The following is a 22,726-nucleotide window of genomic DNA, read 5'->3' as shown; positions in this document are numbered from 1 at the left end:
CGGCATGCGGTCCCTGCGCGCCTTCCTTGCACTTTCACTGACATTCCTTGTCTTGGGCTGCGCCACGCTGCCGGCCACGGTCCAGCGCCCGCCCTCGTTCGCCCTCACCAGCACCGACGACACCTTCCTCGGCCACGCGCTGGCGCCGGAGCTGGCCGCGCATCCGGGGCTCACCGGCATCCTGCCGCTGATCGACGCGCGCGAAGCCTTCGCGGCACGAATGGCGCTGGCGCAGACTGCCCAGCGCAGCCTGGACATGCAGTACTACATCTGGCGCGGCGACACCACCGGGCAGTTGCTGTTCGAGGCCGCCTGGGCGGCGGCCGAGCGCGGCGTGCGCGTGCGCCTGCTGATCGACGACAACAACACCAGCGGCCTGGACGGCACGCTGGCCGTGCTCGATGCGCATCCGAATCTCGAGGTCCGGCTCTTCAATCCGTTCGCCAACCGCGGCCTCCGGGCCGGGGACTTCGCGCTCGACTTCTCGCGCGTCAATCGCCGGATGCACAACAAGTCCTTTACGGCCGACAACCAGGCGGCCATTGTCGGGGGGCGCAACGTGGGCGACGAATACTACGGGGCCGACCAGCTGCTCGGCTTCGAAGACCTCGATGTCGTCACAGTCGGGCCGGTGGTGCGCGAGGTCTCGCGCCAGTTCGACCTGTACTGGAACAGCGATGCCGCCTATCCGGCCAGCGCCCTGCTCGGCAAGGCATCGAGCGACGCGGCGGCGCGGCTGCTCGCGCAGTGGGACAGCCTGCGCCAGCAGCCGCACACGCAGGACTACCTGGAGGCGGTGCGCCAGACACCGTTGATGCGCGAGGCAGCGGCGCGCCGCCTCCCTTTCGAGTGGGCCGATGCGCACGTGGTGAGCGACCTGCCGGCGAAGGTGCGGGCGGCGAGCGGGCGCGAGCAGCAGCTCATGTTCCCGCTGCTCAAGCAAGCAATGGGCGAGCCCCGGCACGCGCTCGACCTGGTGTCGCCCTACTTCGTGCCCGGCACGGACGGCGCGCAGGAACTCGCCGCGCTGGCCCGGCGCGGCGTGGCGGTGCGCGTCCTGACCAACTCGCTGGCCGCGACCGACGTCGCCGCGGTTCATGCCGGTTATGCCCGCTACCGCAAGGAGCTGCTGGACGCCGGCGTCGTCCTCTACGAGCTCAAGCCCGGCGCCGCGCCGCCACCGCGGCCGGACGAGGAGAAGCGCCGCAACCCTGGGGGCAGCTCGGCCGCAAGCCTGCATGCCAAGACTTTCGCAGTGGACCGCAGCCGCATCTTCGTCGGCTCGCTCAACCTCGATCCCCGCTCGGTGCACCTCAACACCGAGATGGGCGTGGTGATCGACAGCCCCGAGCTCGCGCGGCGCCTGGCGGTCGAGATCGACCATGCCGTGCCGACACAGGCCTTCGAGGTGCGCCTGCCGGTGGGAGGCGGCATGGAATGGATCGATCGCGCCCCTGACGGCGAGACGCGCTACCGCAGCGAACCGGATACCGGCGGATTGCGGCGGCTGTGGGTCGACTTCCTGTCGCTGCTGCCGATCGAGTGGCTGCTGTAGGGCCTGCTGCGGCTCATTGGCTCATTGGCTCATTGGCTCATTGGCGCGGGATGCCGGCACGCGCGATCACCTCGCCCCAGCGCGTGATCTCGCTGTCGAGCAGCGTTGCCAGTTGTTCAGGGGTGCTGGCGCGTGCCTGCACATTCAGATCCGCCAGCTCCTTTTTCACCTCTGCCAACTCCATCAGCTCACGCACCTCGCGCGCGAGGCGAGCGAGGATGTCGCGCGGCGTTTTCACAGGCGCGGCCAGGGCGGTCCACGAGCTGACGTTGAAACCCTCGATCCCGGCGCCCTGCGCAACCGTGGGCACCTGCGGCAGCGGCGGCGAACGCGTCTCGCCGAGCACCGCCAGGGGGCGAATGCTCTGTGCGCGGATGTGCGCCATGATCGGCGGCAGGGACTCCACCGCCGCATCGATCTGCCCGCTGCGCAGGGCGGTGAGCACGGCGGGCGTGCCGTTGAAAGGCACGACCTGCAAATCGACGTGCGCCGACAGCCTGAACAGCTCGGCTGCGAGATGCTGGGTGCTGCCGACGTTGACGGTGCCGACATTCAGTTCGCCGGGCCGCTGCCGGGCGGCCAAGAGCCATGCCTGCAGGCTCTCGAAGCTCGACAGACCGGGAACGATGAACGCCAGGTCGTACCGGCTGAGCAAGGAGATGGGCGCGAAGTCCTTGCGTGCGTCGAAAGGCAGATGCTTGAACAGGCCTCGGCTTACCGCCGTGGCGTTGCTCAGCAGCAGCAGCGTGTAGCCATCCGGCGCGGCCTTGGCCACGGTCTCGCCGGCCGCGACCCCGCCGGCGCCCGGGCGGTTGTCGACCACGAGGCTCTGCCCGAGACGCTGGCCCAGGATTCGGCCGACCGCGCGCGCAGTGAGGTCGGCCACACCGCCCGGACCGAAAGGCACCACGAGGCGGACGGACCTGACCGGGTAATCATCCGCACGGGTCGGCCAGACGCTCAGAAAGACCGGCGTCGCCGTCGCGCTCGCAAGAAAGATGCGTCTTCGCATGTCGTTCAGCCCGGGTCCCAAGCATCGAACATCCTGCATCTTTGCTTACTTGGCGAAATCATTCAACGGCGCAGCCGTGCGCCTTGCCGCGGCGGCACGGGGGTGTGCAGGTCTAATATAGTCCGCACTCCCATGCCCTCCACCAGCCTTGCCAGAGCCAAGATCCAGGCGCCTCGCTTCCGCGGCGGACTGATCCAACGCGAGGATCTGGAACAGCAACTCGGCGATGCAATGACGAGCCGGCGCCTGGTCCTGCTCGTGGCACCAGCGGGCTACGGCAAGACGGCCGCGCTGTCGCGCCAGGTGCAGCGGCTTCCTGCAGGTTGCGCCGCAGCCTGGTTCACTGCAGACGAAGAAGACGATCTGGAGCGGCTCCTGTCCCACCTGATCGAAGCGCTCGAACCCCTGGACCCGCCGTGGCGCCTGGCCCCCGAGGCGCTGCTCGAACTGGTGGCCCAAGGTCGGCTGCGCGAGACGGCGTCCGCGTTGCTGGGTGCGCTCGAAGCCACCGACACAGCCAACGGCGTGATCGTGCTGGACGACCTGCATGCCGTCGCGGACGCCCGCGTGTTCGAGTTCCTGGGCCACCTGCTGGAAGGCTTGCCGCAGAACTGGACGCTCGTCATCGCGACGCGGGTGGAGCCGCCTCTGGCCTTGGGGCGCTGGCGTGCGCGGCGCGAAATAGCCGAGTTCGACGAGACGGCCCTGAGCTTCTCAAGGCAGGAAGTGCGGGATCTGTGGCGCCATGCCACTGGACATGACGATCCGGAGCGCGCCGAGCGCCTGCTCGATCGCACCCAGGGCTGGGCCGCGGGGCTCTGCCTGGGGCTCGAGACTTCGGAAGGATCGGCCGCAACGGCCCCGAAGGGCGTCTGGCACAACCGCCGCCACCTGTTCGAGTACCTGGCCAGCGAAGTCCTTGAACAACTTCCCGGCGAACTGCAGGCGTTTCTCCTGCGTTGCTCCTTGCTGGCGGAACTCACGGTGCCGCGCTGCGAGCAGATCAGCGGCAATCCGCGTGCGGCCCGGCTGCTGGAGGACATCGAACGGCGACGGCTGTTTGTCTCGGTGCTCGACAGTGAAGAATTGACGATGCGTCTGCACGACCTCTTCCGCGACTTTCTGGAGGAGCGCCTGCGCCGGCTCCATCCCGAGGAGGTGCCGGGGCTGCTGCGCCTTGCGGCACAGGGCGAGACCGACCCCGTTCGCCGCACGCTCATGTACCTGCGCGCGGGCGCCTGGCAAGAGGCACAGCAGGGGCTGGCCGACGCGACGGCGGACATGCTCGCGTCCGACGCCAGCGCCCAGGTGAGTCGCATCATCGAGCAGTTTCCTGCCGACATTCAGGCCCAGTCGCCCTTGCTGGCCTATGCCCGAGGCCTGTGTGCCTGGCCGCACTACCAGTACGACGCGGTGCGCCTGGCCATGGGGCATGCCGCTGCCGGCTTCGAAACCATGGGGCGGCACAACGACGCGCAACGCGCCCGAGCCATGCAGGCATTGGCCACGTTCTTCTGCGGCCACATGGCGGACGCCAGGCAACTGAGCCAGGCGGTTCGCGCCGGGCCCATGGACCTCGAAACCGAGACCCTCAGCGAGCTGCTCGACTGCTGGTACGAGGCCTACCACGGCCCGGTCGACGGACCCGGGAGTCGCCTTGCCAAGGTCGTCGACCTGCTGCTTCAAGGGGGCAGCGCCGAACTGTGGTTTCGCTGCCAGACCCGCGTCAACATGCTCATCAGCCGCCCCGGCGTGACCGCACAGATCCAGCGCCTGGTCCACGGCGCCAGGGCCGCCGCAGGCGATGGGTATTGGTCGCTGCAGGCCAATGCGAACCTGACGGAAGCCTGGCTGTTTCTCTGGCAAGGCAAGACTGTCGAGCTGGAAGGTGCGTTGCAAAAGATCGAGGACGATTCCCATTGGCTGGGCCAGCCGCCGGGCTTGCGCATTCGGCTGCTGACACTGAAGGTCATGTACCAGTTGATCTGTGACGACCGGAACGCCGTGCGCACGACCCGCGACGCCATCGCCGCGCATGCCGCTTTGCTGGAACGCTCCGGCGAAATGGCGCTGGGATACCTCGCCGTCGCGGTGAGGGCCTCTGCCGCCATCGAGGATTGGCCAGCCGTGCGCATGCACTTGCCTGCGTTCAACGTCGATGTCGGCCGCGAGAACTCCAGCTTGCAGATGTTCCTGTCCACCTTCAAGGCGCAACTGGCGCTGCAGGATGGCCGCGTCGACGAAGCGCTGGCAACGCTTCGCGAGCTGGCGACTCGATCGACCGTGTTCGACACCAACAGCCTCGATGCGACGGTGCGGACACGGCTTGCCCTCGCCGAACTCGCCCATGGTTCGCCGGCAGCCGCATGGCGAGCGCTGGAGCCGCTGATCGAGCGCGTATCGGCGAGCGGCGATGTGGGGCAGGTCCTGGTCACCGGCCTGCACGGCCTGACCGAACTCTCGCTCGCGCCCTGGGGAGATGCTGCGTCGAAGGAAGGGCTGGCGTCCCTGCGCCGATGGGTGGAAATTGCGCGGCGGTTCAAGGACGGTTCGCAAGCACAGCCCCGTGGGTCGGCAGTCCAGGACGGAGGTCTCAGTGCGCGGGAACTCCAGGTCCTTGCGTTGCTGGCCGAGGGCAGAAGCAACAAGCTGATCGCACGAGCCCTGGACCTGAGCCCGCACACCGTCAAGCGCCACGTCGCGCGCATTCTCGATCGGCTCGACCTGGCTTCGCGAATGCAGGCGGCCGAGTGGTACGCCAAACGGTTCGGCCGTTGAATCCGCCCGTCATGGGGCGCTTCTGAGCGCGCGATCGAAACTATTTGTTGCAGAGCTAGGTATAGTTCTGTCTCTTCATGCAGTCCGCCAGCCTTGCCCGAGCCAAGATCCAGACGCCGCATTTTCGAAGCAGCCTGATCGAACGCGGCGAGCTCGAACAGCGACTCGGCGAAGCGCTGGCGAGCCGGCGGCTGGTGCTTCTGGTGGCGCCCGCGGGCTACGGCAAGACAGCCGCCCTCTCACGACAGCTGCAAAGGCTCCCTGCAGGCAGCGCCGTCGCCTGGCTCACCGCCGACGAGGACGATGATCTCCAGCGGCTCCTGGCCCATTTGATCGAGGCGCTGGAGCCACTCGATCCCCCATGGCGGCTGGCGCCCGAAGCCTTGCTCACGTTGGTGGACCAGGGTCGCCTGCGCGAGGCGGTGCCGGCCTTGCTGAACACCCTCGAAGCCACGGACACGCCGGGTGGCGGCGTATTGGTGCTGGACGACCTGCATGCCGTCGCGGACGCGCGCGTCTTCGAGTTCCTCAATCACCTGCTGGACGGCCTGCCGCCGAACTGGACGCTGGTGATCGCCTCGCGCGTGGAGCCCCCGCTGGCGTTGGGCCGATGGCGGGCGCAGCGCGAAGTGGCCGAATTCGACGAGGCCGCCCTCGCCTTTTCGCGGCGCGAGGTGCGGGACTTGTGGCGCCATGCCACCGGCTCGGACGACCCCGAGCACGCAGACCGCCTGCACGACCGCACCCAGGGCTGGGCCGCCGGGCTCAGCCTGAGCCTCGAAGCATCGCCGCAATCGGCTGTCACCGAGCCCAAAGGCATCCGGCACAGCCGTCGCCGCCTGTTCGAGTATCTGGCCAGCGAAGTGCTCGAACAACTACCCGGCGAGTTGCAGGCGTTTTTGCTGCGCTGTTCGTTGCTTCCCGAGCTGACGGTGGCGCGCTGCGAGCAGATCAGCGGCAACCCGCGCGCGGCCGAACTGCTGGACGACATCGGGCGCCGCCGGCTTTTCAGCTCGGTGCTCGACAGCGAGGAACTGACGCTGCGCCTGCACGACCTTTTCCGGGACTTTCTGGAGGAGCGGCTGCGCCGGGTCTATCCCGAGGAGATCCCGGCATTGCTGCGCCGCGCGGCCCAGGGCGAAATTGATCCCCTGCGGCGCACGCTCATGTACCTGCGCGCGGGCGCCTGGGAGCAAGCTGAGCAGAGCCTGGCCGATGGGACAGCCGAGATGCTGGCAGACGACAGAAGCGCCCAGATCCTGCGCATCGTCGAGCAGTTTCCGGCCGACATCCAGTCCCGCTCGCCCTCGCTGGCCTATGCCCGAGGCTTGTGCGCATGGCCGCGATACCAGTACGCCACGGCGCGGTCGAACATGGAGCATGCCGCGGCCGGCTTCGACGCACTGGGACTGCACCACGACGCGCAACACGCCCGCGCCATGCAGGCGCTCGCCATGATCTTCTGCGGCCAGATGCAGGCTGCCAAGCGCCTGGGCCAGGCCATTCGTTCCCGGCCCATGGACCTGGAAACCGAAACCCTCAGCGAGGTGCTCGACTTCTGGTACGAAGGTCATCACGGCCCGATCGAGGGCCCTGGCCATCGCCTCGCCAGGATCGTCGCTCTGCTGACGCGAGGGGCGAGCGCCGAACTGTGGTTTCGCTGCATGGCGCTCTTCAATATATTCCTCGGCCGCCCCGGCGTGAGCGCCCAGCTTCAACGCCTGCTGCGCGGCGCCAGGGCGGCGGCAGGCGAAGCACACTGGTCTCTGCACGTGATGGAAGCATGGGTGCTGCTCTGGCAAGGCAGGATTGCCGAGCTGGGAACCGTGCTGCAGGACATCGAGGAAGATTCCCGATGGCTGGGCGAGCCCTCGGGCCTGCGCATCAGGCTGGCAACGCTGAAGGTCATGTACCAGATCGCCAGGGACGACATGGACAACCTGCGCGCGACACGCGACGTCATCGCGACGCATGCGTCCTTGTTGGACCGCTCCAGCGACATGTACCTCGCAGTCCTCGGCATCCTCGTGAAGGCTTGCGTCGCGCTCGATGACTGGCCCAGCGTGCGCACCTATATGCGCTCGTTCAACGTGGAAGCCGGCCGTGAAAACCCCGGCACGCAGATGCTCATCGACAGCTTCGAGGCACAGTTGGCGTTGCACGACGGACGCGTCAGCGAAGCGTTGACGATGCTTCGCAGGCTGGTGACCCGATCGTCCACGCTCGATACGGTCTACCTGGACGTCACGGTCCGCACACAGCTGGCGCTCGCCGAGCTGGCCGATGGTTCGCCAGAAGCCGCCTGGCAAGCGCTGGAGCCGCTGGTCGAGCAGGTGGTGGCCAGCGGCAATGTGGGCCAGGTGCTGATCGTCGGCATCCACGTGCTCACCCAGCTGTCGCTCGCCTCGTGGAACGGTGCGGCACCCAAGGCGGGGCTGGCGGTCTTGCGCGAATGGGCGGAGACGGCCCGGCAGCTCAAGGCCGGTGCGCAGGAACAGCCGCGCAGTTCGGCAGCCCAGGCCCATGCTGGCCTCAGCCCGCGGGAGCTCGAAGTCCTCGCGCTGCTGGCCCAGGGCCAAAGCAACAAGCTGATCGCGAAGGTGCTCGAACTGAGCCCCCACACGGTCAAGCGCCACGTGGCGCGCATCCTCGACAGGCTCGACGTGGATTCGCGCATGCAGGCAGCCCGCTGGTACCACACCCACGTCGGGGGCTGAGGCGCCCTTCCATTGCAGCGGCTGCCGAAGACGCTTCGGTCGCTTGCGGGGCGTCATGGCATAGTCAGTTTCAAGCATGCAATCTGCCAGCCTCGCCAGAAGCAAGATCCAGGCGCCCCGCTACCGCCGCGGCCTGATCGAGCGCGGCGAGCTCGAACAGCGCCTCGGCAATGCCTTGGCGCATCGGCGGCTGGTCCTGCTCGTTGCCCCGGCCGGCTACGGCAAGACCGCCGCACTGTCGCGCCAGCTGCAGCGGCTTCCTGCGGGCTGTGCCGTCGTGTGGCTTACCGCCGACGCCGACGACGATCTGCAGCGCCTTCTGGCCCACCTGATCGAAGCGCTGGAACCCCTCGATCCGCCCTGGCGGCTGGCGCCCGAGGCGCTGTTCGAGCGGGTGGCCCAGGGCCAGCTGCGCGAGACCGCGAGCGCGTTGCTGGGCACACTCGAAGTCACGGACTTGCCCGGCGGAGGCGTGATCGTGCTGGACGACCTGCATGCCATCGCCGACGCCCGCGTGTTCACGTTCCTGGGCCACCTGCTCGAAGGCTTGCCGCCGAACTGGACGCTCGTGATTTCTTCGCGTGTGGAGCCTCCGCTGGCCCTGGCCCGCTGGCGCGCGCGGCGCGAAGTAGCCGAGTTCGACCAGACCGCGCTGAGCTTCTCGAAAAAGGAAGTGCAGGATCTGTGGCGCCATGCCACGGGCCGGGAAGACGCCGAGCAGGCAGACCGCATGCTCGATCAAACGCAGGGCTGGGCCGCCGGCCTCAGCCTGAGCCTCGAAGCGTCGCAAAGGTCGACCGCCACGGCGCCCGCAGGCACCTGGCACAACCGCCGCCACCTGTTCGAATACCTGGCCAGCGAGGTCTTCGAACAGCTGCCAGGTGAACTGCAGGCTTTTCTGTTGCGCTGCTCGTTGCTGCCGGAACTCACGGTGCCGCGGTGCGAGCAGATCAGCGGCAACCCGCGGGCGGCCCGGCTGCTGGAGGACATCGAACGCCGCCGCCTGTTCAGCTTGGTGCTCGACGGCGAGGAGCTGACGCTGCGCCTGCACGATCTCTTCCGGGACTTCCTGGAAGAGCGCCTGCGCCGTCAGCATCCCGACGAGGTGCCCATGCTGTTGCGGCGTGCCGCCCAGGGCGAAGCCGACCTGCTGCGTCGTACCACCATGTATTTGCGTGCGGGCGCCTGGGACGAGGCTGAACAAACCCTGGCCGAAGCCACCGCGGACCTGCTGGCTTCCGACAAGGGCGCCCGCGTGATCGGCTTGATCGAGCAATTTCCGGCCGACATCCAGGCGCGCTCGCCCATGCGCGACTATCTCCGCGGCTGGTGCGCCTGGCCACGCTACCAGTACAGCGCGGTCCGGTCGCACATGGCGCAGGCGGCGGCGGGCTTCGAAGCGCAAGGGCGGCAGCGCGATGCGCAACGCGCGCGGGCGATGCAGGCCCTGGCGATGTTCTTCTGCGCCCACATGGCGGAAGCCCGACACTTGAGCCAGGCCGTTCGCTCCCGGCCCATGGATCTCGAAACCGAGACGCTCACCGAACTGTTCGACTTCTGGGACGAGGGGCATCACGGACCCATCGACGGACCGGGCAATCACCTTGCCAAGGTGATCGACCTGCTCGAACAAGGCGCACACGCCGAGCTGTGGTTTCGCTGCATGCCCCGCGTCAACATGTTCAGCAGCCGCCCCCGCGTGAGCGAGCAGATCCGACGCATGGTCAACGGCGCCAGGGCCGCCACGGGAGAAGGCCAGTGGTCCTTGCAAGTCGACGCGAACCTGATGGACGCCTGGCTCCATCTCTGGCACGGCAGGCTCGCCGAGCTGGAGGCCGCGTTCCAGAAGATCGAAGAAGATGCCCAGTGGCTCGGCCAGCCGGTCGGCTTGCACGTCCGGCTGCTGACGCTGAGGGTCAACTACCAGTTGATCTGCGACGACACCGACGCCGTGCGCAAGACGCGCGACATCATGGCAGCGCGTGCTGCATTGCTCGACGCGTCCAGCGACCTGCCGCTGCAGTACCTGTCCATCGTCGTGCGGGCCTCGGCCGCCATCGCGGACTGGCCCGGCGTGCGAACGCACTTGCCTTCACTCGCGGTCCAGGTCGGCCACGAGAGCCCGTGCATGCGAATGTTTTTGCGCTGCATCGAGGCGCGGCTCGCATTCCAGGAGGGGCGCACCGATGAAGCGCTTGAAGCGCTGCGCGAACTGGCCGAAAAGTCCACCGCGTTCGACACGAGTTTCCTCGACGCCATGGTCCGCACATGGCTTGCTCTCGCAGAGCTGGCCGATGGGTCGCCGGCAGCGGCGTGGCGGGCACTGGAGCCGCTGATCGAGGGGGTCGTCTCCAGCGGTAGTCCGGGGCAGGTCCTGGTCACCGGCGCGAGAGGCCTCAACGAACTGTTGCAAGCATCTTGGAAAGGGCATGCATCCACGCGAGGACTGGCCACCTTGCGTGAATGGACCGAGGTCGCGGGGTGCTTCAAGGCCGGCGCCCAGAAGAAGCAACACGACCCGGCAGGCCCGCAGACTGCAAGCCTCAGCACGCGGGAACTCGAAGTGCTCGCACTGCTGGCCGAGGGTCAGAGCAACAAGCTCATCGCACGAGCCCTGGACTTGAGCCCGCACACCGTCAAGCGCCATGTCGCACGCATCCTCGATCGGCTGGACCTGGCCTCGCGCATGCAGGCAGCCAATTGGTACCGCACGCGCTTTGCCGGTTGACGCCCTCGCGCCGCGCCGGGCGATGTGAACCACCGTTTACAGTCATATGCCCACGCCATGCAACCCGTCAGCCACGCCAGCGCCAAGATTCAGACGCCCCATTTCCGCGGCGGACTGATCGAGCGCTACGAGCTCGAAGAGCAACTCGGCGAAGCACTGGCAAACCGGCGCCTGGTCCTTCTGGTGGCGGCGGCGGGCTACGGAAAGACGGCCGCGCTGTCGCGCCAGCTGCAGCGGCGGCCCGCGGGCAGTGCCCTCGCCTGGCTCACGGCCGACGAGGACGACGATCTGCATCGGCTCCTGTCCCACCTGATCGAGGCGCTTGAGCCGCTGGACCCTCCGTGGCGGCTCGCACCCGAAGCCTTGCTCACGCTGGTGGACCAGGGTCGCCTGCGCGACGCGGTGCCGGCCTTGCTCAATACCCTTGAAGCCACGGACACGCCGGGTGGCGGCGTTCTGGTGCTGGACGACCTGCATGCCGTCGCGGACGCGCGCGTCTTCGAGTTCCTCAATCACCTGCTGGACGGCCTGCCGCCGAACTGGACGCTGGTGATCGCCTCGCGCGTGGAGCCCCCGCTGGCGTTGGGCCGATGGCGGGCGCGGCGCGAAGTGGCCGAGTTCGACGAGGCCGCCCTCGCCTTCTCGGTGAAGGAAGTGCAAGACCTGTTTCGCCACGCCACGGGGTCGGACGGTCCCGAGGAGGCCAGGCGCCTGCACGACCGCACCCAGGGCTGGGCCGCCGGGCTCAGCCTGAGCCTTGCCGCATCGGGCAAATCGGCCGCCACGGCGCCCGCCGGCCTCCGCCACGATCGCCGCTACCTGTTCGAATACCTGGCCACCGAAGTGCTCGAAGAGTTGCCGGGTGAACTGCAGGAATTTTTGCTGCGCTGTTCGTTGCTTTCCGAACTCACGCAAGTGCGTTGCCAGCAGATCAGCGGCGACCCGCGGGCGGCTCAATGGCTCGATGAGATCGGGCGACGACGCCTGTTCAGCTCGGTACTGGAAGGCGAGGAACTGACGCTGCGCCTGCACGATCTCTTTCGCGACTTTCTGGAACAGCGGCTGCGCAGGGTCTATCCCGCCGAAGTGCCAACGCTGCTGCGCCGCGCGGCGCAGGGCGAAGCAGATCCGCTGCGGCGCACGCTCACGTACCTGCGCGCAGGCGCGTGGGATGAAGCTGAGCAGAGCCTGGCCGACGCAACGCCCGACATGCTGGCCCGCGACGAAGGCGCCCAGGTGATCCGCCTCATCGAGCAGTTTCCGCCCGACATCCAGGCCAGCTCGCCGCTGCTGGCCTATGTGCGGGGCTGGTGCGCATGGCCGCGCTACGAGTACGCCACCGCACGCTCGCACATGGCGAATGCCGCCGACGGATTCGACGAACTGGGGCGGCACGACGACGCGCAGCGGGCGCGGGCGATGCAGGCGCTGGCCATGTTTTTCTGCGGCTTCACGGACGATGCCCTGAGCTTGAGCCAGGTCGTGCGCGCCGGGCGCATGGATCTCGAAACCGAGACGCTCAGCGAGTTGCTCTCTTTCTGGTACGAGGGCTACCACGGCCCCGCCGACGGCCCCGGGCAGCGCCTTGCCAAGGTGATCGACATGCTCGAGCGGGGCGGCAGCGCCGAGCTCTGGTTTCGATGCATGAACAGGGTCAACACCTTCATCAGCCGTACCGGGGTGAGCGCACAGCTCCAGCGCATGGTCAACGGCGCCCGGGCGGCAGCGGGCGAAGGGCGGTGGTCGCTGCAAGCCACCGCGAACCTGATGGAAGCCTGGCTGCTCCTCTGGCAAGGCAAGGTCTCCGAGACGGAGGCGGCACTGCAGCGGATCGAAGAAGACTCCCGATGGCTGGGCCAGCCCGCGGGCCTGCGCCTGCGGCTGTTGTCGTTGAAGGCCATGTACCAGGTGACGTGCGACGAGAGAGAGCTGGTGCGCGAGACCTGCAAGGCCATGGTCGCGGCTCTTTCCCTGCTCGACCGCTCCAGCCACCTGCCTCTCGTGTACCTCATCGTGATCATCGTGGCCTCGGCTTCCATCGAAGACTGGCCGACCGTGCGCACGAACCTGCCTGTGCTGCGGCGTGCGGTCGGCAACGAAAAACCCGACGTGCAGATGCTCATCCACAGCTTCGACGCGCAGCTGGCATTTCAGGATGGGCGCATCGGCGAGGCACTGACGGGGCTTCGTGCGCTGGTGGTCAGCTCGGCGGTACTCGATACGCTCTTTGTCGACGGCACGGTCCGGACTCGCCTGGCTCTCGCAGAGCTCGCCGATGGTTCGCCCGGCGCAGCCTGGCGCGCGTTGGCGCCCTTGATCGAACGAATCCGCACCAGCGGAAATGTCGGGCAGGCCCTGTTCATGGGCGCGCAGGTGCTCACGAAGCTGTCGCTCGCCGCGTGGGGAAACGCGGCGACCGAGGAAGGCCTGAAGATCCTGCACCACTGGCGGGAGACCGCGCGGCAGTTCAAGGCCGGCGCGCAGGAGGAGTTGGCTGTCGCAGCCACCGGGCGCGATGCGGGCCTGACCGGCCGGGAACTCGAAGTTCTCGCATTGCTGACCCAAGGCCAGAGCAACAAGCTGATTGCACGGAGCCTGGACCTGAGTCCGCATACCATCAAGCGCCACGTGGCCAGCATTCTCGACAGGCTCGACATGGCCTCGCGCATGCAGGCTGCCAATTGGTACAGCGCTCGCTTCAGCTGATGAAGCAGGTGCAGCCGTCCGCCGTGGCCCTGACCCAGGGCCCCACCACCTGAGGACTTGCATGAACAACGGACTTGCCCGACTCATCGAACTCGCCAAAGCCCAGCCGCTGGCGCCGGCCTGCGACCACTTCTATTTCCTGCGCCACGGGCAGACCGAGGGGAATGCGCAACGGATCTTCCAAGCGGTGGACACGCCGCTCAGCACCCTCGGGCTGACACAGGCAGCGCGCGCCGCCGAACGGCTGGCCGGCGAGCCGATCCGCAGCGTGGTCTGCAGCGATGCCCGTCGCGCTTCCGATACCGCCCGCACGGTCGCCGCCGGTCTGGGCAAGGTACCGCAGCACTTCGACAGCCTGCGAGAACGCGACTTCGGCGCCCTGATCGGGACCTCCTCCGCCGAACTGGACTGGAGCTGCGAACCCGAGGGCGGCGAAACCCTGCCCCAGTTCGTCACGCGCAAGCGCGCCGCGCTGGAGGCGGCACTGGCGCATCCCGCGCCGGTGCTGATCGTGGCCCACGGCGGCTCGCTCCACGTCCTGGTTGCGGCACTTGGCATTGCGGCGGACCCGAACGTGCTTGGCAACGCGCAACCCTTGTACTTCGGGCGAAGCGGTCCTACATGGGCGGTGAGGCCGCTCCTGCACCATTCGGATGGTGGGGCCGCGTTGGCCTGAACGGCATCGAGCCGCCCATCATCGCCATGGACTTCAAGGACTATTACCAAGCGCTCGGCGTCGAGCGCAACGCGACGGAAGAGGACATCCGCAAGGCTTACCGCAAGCTCGCGCGCAAGTACCACCCGGACGTCAGCAAGGAGCCTGACGCCGACCGGCGCATGCGCGAGATCAACGAGGCCAACGATGTCCTGCGCGACAAGGAAAAGCGCGCAGCCTACGACGCGCTGGCCGATCAGGTCGCCAGCGGCCGCTCGGCCGGCGCCCGGCCGGGCGAGGGCTTTCAGCCGCCACCGGGCTGGGACGAGGGCTTCGAGTTCCACCGCGGCCCGGGCCAGGGACCCGCGGACCATGCCGAGTTCAGCGAGTTCTTCTCCTCTCTTTTCGGCGCCGCCGAGCGCCGCAGCGCGCAGCGCCGCCAATACAGGGCCCGCGGCGAGGACCACCATGCGGCCATCGAGATCGCGCTGGAGGATGCCCTGAAAGGCGCCGAGCGCGAAATCACCCTGCGCTCGCAGGAGCTCGACGACCAGGGCCAGCCTCAATGGAAGACCCGCACGCTCGCCGTGAAGATCCCGCCGGGCGTGCATCCCGGCCAGTACATCCGGCTGGCGGGCCAGGGCATGCCCGGTCATGGCGGCGAGCCCGCGGGCGACCTGTACCTCGAGGTGCGTCTCGCGCCGCACAAGCTCTACCGCGTCGAGGGCCGCGACCTCTACATGACACTGCCGGTCACGCCCACCGAGGCCGCGCTCGGCGCACAGGTGAAGGTGCCCACACCCGGCGGCGGCGTGGTCGAGGTGACCGTGCCGCCCAACGCGCGAAACGGCCTCAAGCTGCGGCTCAAGGGGCGCGGCCTGGCGGGCCAGCAGGCGGGCGACCTTTACCTGCTGCTGGAGATCGCGCTCCCGCCGGCCCAGACCGAGGTCGCGCGCAAAGCCTACGAACAGTTGGCACAGGCCGCCCCTTTCGATCCGCGGCGCCATCTGGGAGTCTGACGCCATGCCCGGTCCATCCTTCGACACCCTCCCCCTGGGCAACGCCCATCCGCTGCGCGCCGGCGAACTCGCCCATGCCTGCGGCGCAGAGATCACCTGGGTCATTCAGCTGGTCGAGATCGGCATCATCGAGGTGCGCGGCCCTGCAGAAGGCCCGGACGACTGGTGCTTCCACAGTGCCGACCTGCAACGCGCGCTCGATGCGCGCCGGCTGGAGCGCGATTTCGGAGTCGGCCTCGACGCGGCGGCGTTGATCCTCGACCTCGAGCACGAAGTGCGGCGGCTCAAGGCCCTGCTCGCCGCCCGGGGCCTCGGCCGGGAGATCTGACATGCCTGTGGTCTGCGACCAATGCGGGACCGGGAACCGCGAGAGCGCCAAATTCTGCAAGGGCTGCGCGGCAAAACTGCCCTCCTACGCCGCCACCGGCCCGTCCGCGCTCCAGACCATGAAAGCGCTGCGGGTGCCGCACGCGACGCCGCCGCTGGCGACGGAAACGCCAGGCATGCTGCCGATCGAGACACGCGCTTTCTGGATCCGCTTCGCCGTGCTGTCGGTGGTGATCACCACGGTCTTCGTCAGCTGGTATGCCTATGTGACCCGCAAGGTCCCGTTGAATCACTCCCCTGCCCCCCCGGCGGCGGTGGCCGCCGCGGCGCCAGCGCCGACGCAGCTGAACGCCGGCGCAATCCCCCTCGCGCCCGCCGACCACGAGAGGCTCCCGGTCTCCGAACCGGTGCGCCCTGCGGAGGCGCTGGGCCCCACCGAGAGTCTGGTCGCGCCTGGGCCCGTCCAGGGCGAACTGGTGCAAGTGGCGCCGCCGCCGCGCCGCGGCAACGATGCGCAGGCCGTGCGTTCGGAAGAGTCGCGCAAGGTGGTCGCGCGCTCGAGCGCGGCCGACCCGCGACCCGCTTGCGCGCATCTCAACTTCATCGCAGCGGCGCGCTGCGAAGCCGCGCAGTGCGCCAAGGCGCAGTACTACAAGCACCCGCACTGCGACGCCGTCCGCGATCAGACACGGCGCGACGTGGCGCGCCGCAACCCGCTGCAACTGGGCTACTAGGCCGAAGCCTGCCTGCGTGCTCTAGCCGACGTGCTCGGTCACGCCGAACAGCGCGTCGACGGCGCTGCGCGCATCCGCCTGCAAGGCTTCGACGGCATCCTCGGCGCCCGACAAGTGGCGCAGCAGGTAATGCTGGAAGAGCCCATCGAACAAGGCGTAAAGCACGGCGGGAGACAACGCCAGCGGCACCCCCGCCAACTCCGAGAAGCGTCTCATGACGCGCATGACCATGTTTTCCAGGCTCTTGTCGATGGCAGCCACGTCGGCGCGGAAGGCCTCCATGAACAAGGCCTGGGCTCGCAGGTCGTACCACAGGCGATGCATGTGGGCCTCGCCGCGCAGCGTATCGCCCAAGGCACGCAGGAATCCTTCCATCATCTCGTCGTAGCTGGCGGCGTCCGCCGTCACGCGGTCGTAGCGCGTGACGCAGCGCGCCTTGTACTGGCGCACGCTGCAGACGATCAGGTCGACCTTGTCGCTGAAGTAGTAGTGCAGCACGCCGTGCGAGAACTCCGAGTTCTGCGCGATCTCACGGAGGCTGGTGCGGGCGTAGCCCAAGGTGGCAAGCGTCTGCAGCGCGGCCTCGCCAAGTTCGGCGCGCCGCTCGGCGAACTTGTCCACGCGTGTACGCGGCACACGATCCGCCTGCTTTTCGCGTTGTGAAGCCATGGCCGAGGATGGTTGGAACAGGTAGCCAGCTTCGAAAAAGGATAGCACGCGGTGCTTTGCGCCAACCTGACTGGCGATGTCCTTCCCGAGGTTTTTTGACAGCTGTCCAGTTCGCGGCAGCCCGAGGAACTACTGCGCCTCTTTCAGGGAAAGACGTTGCCGGCCGGGTTTGCGGAATTGCTGGTCGGACAACCTGCGCTGCAGGCGGGTTGCAGCTCCATCGTCAGCTTCCACGGCGGTGCCTTGTGCGGCGCCGGCATGATGCTGGCCGACGGAGTCGGCCCGCGCGCGCCGACAAGTTCCAGCACCCGAGCGCCGGGTACCGTCTCTTGCGCCAGCAGCTCCTCGGTCAGCGCGTCAAGCGCCCGGCGGTGAGCGCGCAGAACATGCTGGCACTGGAGGTTCAGGGTTTCGAGCAGCTGGTTGGCCTGGCGCACAGCTGCCGAGATCTGCCGGGAGGCATGCTGTGCCGGCAGCGCGCCGATGCTGAAGAGCGCGCCATCCTGGCCGAACCCGTAGCGCCCGACCATGTCGAGCGCAAGCCTGGAGGCCTGCTGGAGGTCCTGGCTGGCCCCGCTCGACGCCTCGTCGAACACCGCCAGCTCGGCATTGCGCCCGCCGAGCAGCATCTGGATGTGTTTTTCCATGTCGCTCTTGAGCACCAGCGTCTGGTCTTCCTCCTGCGTGACGAGCGTGACCCCCAGCGCGCCGCCGCGGGGCAGGATGGTGACCTTCTCGACCTTGCCGTAGCCCAGCACCGCCGAGACCAGCGCATGCCCGGCTTCGTGTACGGCGATGTAGCGGCGCTCGCGCTCGCCCAGTGCGCGCTGCGCGCCGTTGAGCTCCCCGATGCGTGTCGTCTCGATGGCTTCCATCAAGTGGGTCATCGCGACGGCCCGGCTGCCGCCGCGCGCGGCCACGAGCGCCGCATGATTGACGATGTGCGCGATGGTGGCCGGCGACAGGCCGGTGGTCAGCCGGGCGAGCTGCTCGTGATCGATGGAGCCTTCGGTGCGCAGCTTGCCGGTATAGAGGCGGAAGATCGCGCAGCGGTCGCGCACGTCCGGCAGCTTGACGTGGACACGGCGGTCGAAGCGGCCTTCGCGCAGCAGCGCCTCGTCGAGATGCTCCTCCAGGTTCGTCGCGCCGACCACGATCACGCCCTCATTCGCTTCGAACCCGTCCATCTCGACGAGCAGCTGGTTGATGATGCGGTTGCTTTCCGATTCGGCGGGCCCGGCGCCGGACGAAGTGCGCTTGGAAATGCCGTCCAGCTCGTCGATGAACAGGATGCACGGCGCGTTCTTGCGAGCGGTTTCGAAGAGTTTCTTGACCTTTTGCACGCCTACGCCGTAGAACTTCGACGTGAACTCGCTGCCGTTGGTCGCGATGAAGTTCGCGCCGCACTCGCCCGCGAGCGCTTTCGCGAGCAACGTCTTGCCGACGCCGGGCCCGCCGAGCATGAGCACGCCGCACGGCGCGCGCGCCCCGATGGCGCGATAGCGGCTTGGGTCCTTCAGGTAGTCGACGATGTCCTGCAGCGCATGCTTGGCCTCGCCGGCACCGATCACATCGTCGAAGCCGACGCCGGCGGGCTTCTCGACCAGCTTTGCGCCGCCGCCGATCGAGTCACGCATGGTGTAGACCACGAGCGCGAGCAGGAAGAGCGGCAGGAAGATGGCCGCCAGGTCGCGCGCCGTCGTGAGCGCACGGCTGTCCGCGGCAGGCGCACCTACCGTGCTGTCCGGCAGCACGACAAGCTGGAAAGGGCGTGCGTCGGCTTGCTGGGCCTGCGAGATGGCCAGTGCTGCAAAGGAGCCGCGGGCGTCGACCACGAAGTAGCGCTCGCCCCGGGTGGTGGAGACAAGAAGCGCGTTCGGCGCCAGACCCAGCGCGCCGACGTGCCCGGCACGCAGGTCGCGCAGCAGGTCGGAACCGTCTTTCTCGACGGCCGTCCAGGCTTCCGGCGTGCTGCGCATCGCCTGGGCAGGCCGATCCAATGGATGAACGGCCGGTGCTCGAAGCAGCAGGAACACCGCTGCGACAGCGAGTGCGGCGAAGGCGAGGACGAGCGCGAGGCTCAGGCGAGGCTTGGAGCGGAGGAGTCGATGGAAGTGCTTCATGGGACGGCGGGCGCGAGCGCAAGGCCAAATCGTAGGCACTCGCACGCACGCGCAGCCGTCCGAAGGATGCGGCGTGCAGGTAACAGCGGGCGGGCGTGCAATTGTTGGCGCCCGGGCGCGTTGCGTTCCCGCATCGCGGCTCGAGGGGATCGTCCTACGCAGCGACGAGACCGGTGCGTGCAAGGCGCTGCCACGGGCAGCCTAACTTGGCACGAGGTAATTTAAGGAGCTTCGACATGCCGGCAAAGCGAAAGGGGCTGTACGCCAACATCCACGCCAAGCAGGAGCGGATCAAGCACGGCAGCGGCGAGCACATGCGCAAGCCAGGCTCGCCTGGCGCGCCGAGCGAGGAAAGCTTCGAAAAGGCCGAGAAGACGGCCCGCAAACCGAAAAGCAAACACTGAGGCCGCAAGCGGGCCGCGTCGATCGCCGGGCTTCAGCCGGGCTTTTGAACCAGCTTGATCACGCTGGAGAAATCCAGCATCCCGTGGCCGGCGAGGCTGTGAGCCGCGTACAGGCTGCGCGCCAGTCCGCCCAGCGGCGTGGCGGCACGAACGGCCGCCGCGTTCTCCTGCGCCAGGCCGAGGTCCTTGAGCATCAGGTCGGTGCCGAAGCCACCCGCGTAGCCCTTGGACGCCGGCGAGTTTTCCATCACCCCCGGCAGCGGGTTGTACTTTTCGAGCGCCCAGTTGCCGCCCGAACTGCGGCGCATGATCTCCGAGAGCACCTTGGGATCCAGGCCATTGGCAACGCCCAGCGCAATGGCTTCCGAGGTGCCGATCATCAGCACCCCGAGCAGCATGTTGTTGCAGATCTTCGCGGTCTGGCCCGCGCCGGGCTCGCCGGCATGGAAGATGTTGGCGCCCATCTTCTCCAGCACCGGCCGCGCACGCTCGAGGTCGGACGCGGCGCCGCCCACCATGAAGGTCAGCGTTCCCGCAATCGCGCCGCCGGTGCCGCCAGAGACCGGCGCGTCGAGCACCGCGATGCCCCGCTTGGCTCCGGCCTGCGCCAGCTTGCGGGACGTCGCCGCGGCAATGGTGCTGCTGTCGATCACCAGCGTGCCGGGTGCAACGCGCTCGAGCAGACCGGGCTGGCCCTCGCTGCCGAAGTAGAGCGACTCGACGTGCTGGCTCGCGGGCAGCATGCTGATCACCACCTCGGCACCTGCCAGCGAGTCGGCGGCCGAGGGCGCGATGGGTACGCCCTCTGCAGCGAGCTTCCTGCAGGCATCGGGCGAAAGGTCGAAAGCGCTCAGCACGTGGCCGGCCTTGTGCAGGTTGTGGGCCATGGGAGCACCCATGTTGCCCAGGCCGATGAATGCGATTTTCATTTGTTGTCTCCTGTGAATGCGAATACCGGACGCAGAGGGCGGGTCTGCGCTAGGTGAGCGCCGCGAGCGCAGGTGGCATTTCGCCGCGTGGCCTCAAGTGGTCCTCGATGAAGTCCGGCGTGATCTCCTCGAGCGTGGCCGGGCTCCACTTCGGGTTGCGGTCCTTCTCGATCAGCAGGGCCCGGATGCCCTCGGCGAAATCCTTGTGCGCGCAAAAGCCCAGCGAGGCCCAGTACTCGAGGCGGAACACCTCGGCCAGCGACATGCGGGTCACCCGCTGCCACAGCGCGAAGGACACGGCGGCCGAGCTCGGCGAGCCCTTGGTGAAGGTCTGGGCCGCGCTCTGCAGCCACGGATCCTCTGACTCCACCGTGCGCAGCCGCTTTGCGATGTCCAGCAGGTCGTCGCCCGCCATCAGTTCGTTGATGGCGTCGAAATGTTCGCGCAGTTTCGACGGCGAGTGTTCCGCGCCCTCCCCGGCCTGGGCGAGCAGGCGCGAGAGCGTGGCCCGATCCGCCTCGGGCTCGACGCGCCAGCTCGCCGCCGCGATGGCTTCCAAAAGCTGCGCCTTGCGCTCCTGCGGCACGACCAGGTCCGCCAGTCCGCAGAAGATCGCATCGGCCGCATTGAGCGGCGCCGCGGTCAATGCCAGGAACAGGCCGACGCGTCCCGGCATGCGCCGCAGGAACCAGCTGCCGCCGACGTCGGGGTACAGACCGATGTTGATCTCGGGCATCGCGATGCGGCTCTGCGGCGTCACGACCCGATGCGAGGCGCCCGACATCAAGCCGACGCCGCCGCCCATCACGATGCCGTGCCCCCAGCACAGCAGGGGCTTGGGGAATGTGTGGATCAGGTGATCGAGTACGTACTCCTCGCGAAAAAAGTCCTCCGCATAGGTGTTGCGTGCGGAGCCGCACACCAGGAGCGTTTGGTAGAGCTGCCTCAGGTCGCCACCGGCGCAGAAGGCTTTCTCGCCCGTAGCCTGCAGCAGCACGCCGGCCACGGAAGGGTCTTGTGCCCATTCACGCAACTTCGGCGTGAGCAGGCGCACCATTGCCACGGACAGCGAGTTGAGCGACGCCGGCGCGTTGAGCGTTGCGACGCCGAAACGCTGGCCGCCTGCGGTGTTGATGTCGTCGAAGAGAACTACTGGGTCTGTCATGGGTTTCGCGAAAGGCGGTTGTCCGATTTGGGATTGCAGGGTTCAGCGGATGTCGCCATCCCCCTCCAGCAACTTGCGCGAGATGATGACCCGCATGATTTCGTTGGTGCCTTCGAGGATCTGGTGGACGCGGGCATCGCGCACCAGCCGCTCCAGCGGGAATTCGCTCAGGTATCCGTAGCCGCCGTGCAGCTGCAGCGCCTCGTTGCAGACGTTGAAGCCGGCGTCGGTGGCGAAACGCTTGGCCATGGCGCAATAGGTGCTGGCATCGGCGTGCCCCGCGTCGAGCTTGCTCGCCGCCAGGCGCACCATCTGGCGCGCGGCCACCAGCTCGGTTGCCATGTCGGCCAGCTTGAACTGCAGGGCCTGGAAGCTGGCGAGCGGCTTGCCGAACTGCTGGCGCTCGTGCAGGTAGCGCCGCGCGGCGTCGAGGGCACCCTGCGCTGCCCCGACCGAGCAGGTCGCGATGTTGATGCGGCCGCCATCCAGTCCCTTCATGGCGATACGGAAACCTTCGCCTTCGCTGCCCAGCAGGTTTTCCGCAGGGATGCGCACGTTGTCGAAGCTGATGGTGCGGGTGGGCTGGCTGTTCCAGCCCATCTTGTGTTCCTTCTTGCCGTAGCTGATGCCGGGCGCATCGGCCGGCACCGCCAGTGCGGAAATGCCGCCAGCGCCGCCGCCGCCGGTGCGGGCCATGAGCACCAGCACGTCGGTGGCCCCTGCGCCCGAGATGAAAGCCTTGTTGCCGTTCAGCACGTACTCGCCGCCCTGCAGCTCGGCGCGGGTCTTGAGCGCGCCGGCATCCGAGCCAGCGCCGGGCTCTGTCAGGCAGTAGGACGCCAGCTTGCGCCCGCTGGTCAGGTCGGCGCCCCAGCGCTCGCACACGGCCGGGGTGCCCCAGGTGCCGAGCATCCACGTGGCCATGTTGTGGATGGTGATGAAGGCGGTGGTCGACGGATCGACCGCGGCCATTTCGTCGAACACCAGCGTCGCATCGAGGCGCGGCAGGGCCAGTCCCCCGATGCGCTCCGGGGCATACAAGCCACAGAAGCCCAGCTCGCCTGCCTTCGCGATGGCCTCTTTCGGGAAGATGGCTTCCGCATCCCACTGCGCGGCATGCGGGGCGAACTCGGCCAGCGCGAACTCACGCGCCGTGTTGGCGAAAGCGCGCTGTTCCTCGGAAAGTTCGAAGTCCATGCAGCCTA

16 protein-coding genes are annotated in these 22,726 nt (G+C 68.0%); 10 read left to right on the top strand and 6 right to left on the bottom strand.

Features of this window, described 5'->3' with window-relative positions; all coding sequences use genetic code 11:
• Positions 1-4 precede the first annotated feature (4 nt).
• On the top strand, positions 5-1,555 hold the full coding sequence (locus tag E5CHR_RS14160) for a phospholipase D family protein (RefSeq protein WP_162580431.1): 1,551 nt from the start codon (positions 5-7) through the stop codon (positions 1,553-1,555).
• A gap of 37 nt (positions 1,556-1,592) precedes the next feature.
• On the opposite strand, the gene E5CHR_RS14155 is transcribed toward E5CHR_RS14160, so the two are convergent.
• Positions 1,593-2,567 (bottom strand): Bug family tripartite tricarboxylate transporter substrate binding protein, encoded by a 975-nt coding sequence (locus tag E5CHR_RS14155; RefSeq protein WP_162580430.1) that lies wholly within the window; start codon positions 2,565-2,567, stop codon positions 1,593-1,595.
• A gap of 132 nt (positions 2,568-2,699) precedes the next feature.
• Between E5CHR_RS14155 and E5CHR_RS14150 the strand changes: the two genes are divergently transcribed.
• The 8 genes from E5CHR_RS14150 (at position 2,700) to E5CHR_RS14115 (ending at position 16,231) form a co-directional block, all read left to right on the top strand.
• Positions 2,700-5,345: a helix-turn-helix transcriptional regulator gene (locus E5CHR_RS14150; protein WP_162580429.1), complete on the top strand. Its 2,646-nt coding sequence runs from the start codon at positions 2,700-2,702 to the stop codon at positions 5,343-5,345.
• A gap of 77 nt (positions 5,346-5,422) precedes the next feature.
• Positions 5,423-8,062 (top strand): LuxR C-terminal-related transcriptional regulator, encoded by a 2,640-nt coding sequence (locus E5CHR_RS14145; RefSeq protein ID WP_162580428.1) that lies wholly within the window; start codon positions 5,423-5,425, stop codon positions 8,060-8,062.
• A 76-nt stretch (positions 8,063-8,138) separates the two neighbouring features.
• Positions 8,139-10,790, top strand: a complete 2,652-nt coding sequence (locus tag E5CHR_RS14140) for a helix-turn-helix transcriptional regulator (RefSeq protein WP_162580427.1) — start codon at positions 8,139-8,141, stop codon at positions 10,788-10,790.
• Between the two features lie 57 nt (positions 10,791-10,847).
• The gene (locus E5CHR_RS14135; RefSeq protein ID WP_162580426.1) at positions 10,848-13,496 is read left to right on the top strand and encodes a helix-turn-helix transcriptional regulator; all 2,649 of its coding nucleotides are present in this window, start codon (positions 10,848-10,850) and stop codon (positions 13,494-13,496) included.
• Between the two features lie 61 nt (positions 13,497-13,557).
• Entirely contained in the window at positions 13,558-14,172 is a 615-nt protein-coding gene (locus E5CHR_RS14130) for a histidine phosphatase family protein (protein ID WP_162580425.1), read from the top strand.
• Positions 14,173-14,198: 26 nt separating this feature from the next.
• Positions 14,199-15,170 (top strand): DnaJ C-terminal domain-containing protein, encoded by a 972-nt coding sequence (locus tag E5CHR_RS14125; RefSeq protein ID WP_162583718.1) that lies wholly within the window; start codon positions 14,199-14,201, stop codon positions 15,168-15,170.
• 4 nt (positions 15,171-15,174) lie between these two features.
• On the top strand, positions 15,175-15,498 hold the full coding sequence (locus E5CHR_RS14120; protein ID WP_162580424.1) for a chaperone modulator CbpM: 324 nt from the start codon (positions 15,175-15,177) through the stop codon (positions 15,496-15,498).
• Between the two features lies 1 nt (position 15,499).
• Positions 15,500-16,231: a hypothetical protein gene (locus E5CHR_RS14115; RefSeq protein ID WP_162580423.1), complete on the top strand. Its 732-nt coding sequence runs from the start codon at positions 15,500-15,502 to the stop codon at positions 16,229-16,231.
• 21 nt (positions 16,232-16,252) lie between these two features.
• Here E5CHR_RS14115 and E5CHR_RS14110 read toward each other — a convergent pair whose 3' ends face one another.
• Both E5CHR_RS14110 and E5CHR_RS14105 read right to left on the bottom strand, forming a co-directional pair.
• Positions 16,253-16,900 carry a TetR/AcrR family transcriptional regulator gene (locus E5CHR_RS14110; protein ID WP_162580422.1) on the bottom strand — a complete coding sequence of 216 codons (648 nt, stop codon included), beginning with the start codon at positions 16,898-16,900 and terminating at the stop codon, positions 16,253-16,255.
• Between the two features lie 143 nt (positions 16,901-17,043).
• Positions 17,044-19,023 (bottom strand): ATP-dependent metallopeptidase FtsH/Yme1/Tma family protein, encoded by a 1,980-nt coding sequence (locus E5CHR_RS14105; protein WP_162580421.1) that lies wholly within the window; start codon positions 19,021-19,023, stop codon positions 17,044-17,046.
• Between the two features lie 236 nt (positions 19,024-19,259).
• Between E5CHR_RS14105 and E5CHR_RS14100 the strand changes: the two genes are divergently transcribed.
• Positions 19,260-19,427, top strand: a complete 168-nt coding sequence (locus E5CHR_RS14100; protein WP_174255719.1) for a hypothetical protein — start codon at positions 19,260-19,262, stop codon at positions 19,425-19,427.
• A gap of 32 nt (positions 19,428-19,459) precedes the next feature.
• Here E5CHR_RS14100 and mmsB read toward each other — a convergent pair whose 3' ends face one another.
• Genes mmsB through E5CHR_RS14085 form a run of 3 tightly spaced genes read right to left on the bottom strand, consistent with a single transcriptional unit; the run spans position 19,460 to position 22,718 of the window.
• Positions 19,460-20,356 (bottom strand): 3-hydroxyisobutyrate dehydrogenase, encoded by an 897-nt coding sequence (gene mmsB, locus E5CHR_RS14095; protein WP_162580420.1) that lies wholly within the window; start codon positions 20,354-20,356, stop codon positions 19,460-19,462.
• 49 nt (positions 20,357-20,405) lie between these two features.
• Positions 20,406-21,521, bottom strand: coding sequence for an enoyl-CoA hydratase/isomerase family protein (locus tag E5CHR_RS14090; protein WP_162580419.1), 1,116 nt, complete (start codon positions 21,519-21,521; stop codon positions 20,406-20,408).
• A gap of 42 nt (positions 21,522-21,563) precedes the next feature.
• Complete coding sequence (locus tag E5CHR_RS14085) at positions 21,564-22,718, bottom strand: acyl-CoA dehydrogenase family protein (protein WP_162580418.1); 1,155 nt, start codon at positions 22,716-22,718, stop codon at positions 21,564-21,566.
• Positions 22,719-22,726 lie beyond the last annotated feature (8 nt).

Origin of the sequence: Variovorax sp. PBS-H4 (assembly GCF_901827205.1) — a bacterium.
GTDB lineage: Bacteria > Pseudomonadota > Gammaproteobacteria > Burkholderiales > Burkholderiaceae_C > Variovorax.
The sequence above is the reverse complement of the archived record's forward strand: the minus strand, read 5'-3'. Positions and strand labels throughout refer to the sequence as shown.

Coding starts and splice junctions, on each gene's coding strand:
- E5CHR_RS14160 (WP_162580431.1), top strand. CDS start 5: ATGCGGTCCCTGCGCGCCTTCCTTGCACTTTCACTGACATTCCTTGTC.
- E5CHR_RS14155 (WP_162580430.1), bottom strand. CDS start 2,567: ATGCGAAGACGCATCTTTCTTGCGAGCGCGACGGCGACGCCGGTCTTT.
- E5CHR_RS14150 (WP_162580429.1), top strand. CDS start 2,700: ATGCCCTCCACCAGCCTTGCCAGAGCCAAGATCCAGGCGCCTCGCTTC.
- E5CHR_RS14145 (WP_162580428.1), top strand. CDS start 5,423: ATGCAGTCCGCCAGCCTTGCCCGAGCCAAGATCCAGACGCCGCATTTT.
- E5CHR_RS14140 (WP_162580427.1), top strand. CDS start 8,139: ATGCAATCTGCCAGCCTCGCCAGAAGCAAGATCCAGGCGCCCCGCTAC.
- E5CHR_RS14135 (WP_162580426.1), top strand. CDS start 10,848: ATGCAACCCGTCAGCCACGCCAGCGCCAAGATTCAGACGCCCCATTTC.
- E5CHR_RS14130 (WP_162580425.1), top strand. CDS start 13,558: ATGAACAACGGACTTGCCCGACTCATCGAACTCGCCAAAGCCCAGCCG.
- E5CHR_RS14125 (WP_162583718.1), top strand. CDS start 14,199: ATGGACTTCAAGGACTATTACCAAGCGCTCGGCGTCGAGCGCAACGCG.
- E5CHR_RS14120 (WP_162580424.1), top strand. CDS start 15,175: ATGCCCGGTCCATCCTTCGACACCCTCCCCCTGGGCAACGCCCATCCG.
- E5CHR_RS14115 (WP_162580423.1), top strand. CDS start 15,500: ATGCCTGTGGTCTGCGACCAATGCGGGACCGGGAACCGCGAGAGCGCC.
- E5CHR_RS14110 (WP_162580422.1), bottom strand. CDS start 16,900: ATGGCTTCACAACGCGAAAAGCAGGCGGATCGTGTGCCGCGTACACGC.
- E5CHR_RS14105 (WP_162580421.1), bottom strand. CDS start 19,023: ATGAAGCACTTCCATCGACTCCTCCGCTCCAAGCCTCGCCTGAGCCTC.
- E5CHR_RS14100 (WP_174255719.1), top strand. CDS start 19,260: ATGCCGGCAAAGCGAAAGGGGCTGTACGCCAACATCCACGCCAAGCAG.
- mmsB (WP_162580420.1), bottom strand. CDS start 20,356: ATGAAAATCGCATTCATCGGCCTGGGCAACATGGGTGCTCCCATGGCC.
- E5CHR_RS14090 (WP_162580419.1), bottom strand. CDS start 21,521: ATGACAGACCCAGTAGTTCTCTTCGACGACATCAACACCGCAGGCGGC.
- E5CHR_RS14085 (WP_162580418.1), bottom strand. CDS start 22,718: ATGGACTTCGAACTTTCCGAGGAACAGCGCGCTTTCGCCAACACGGCG.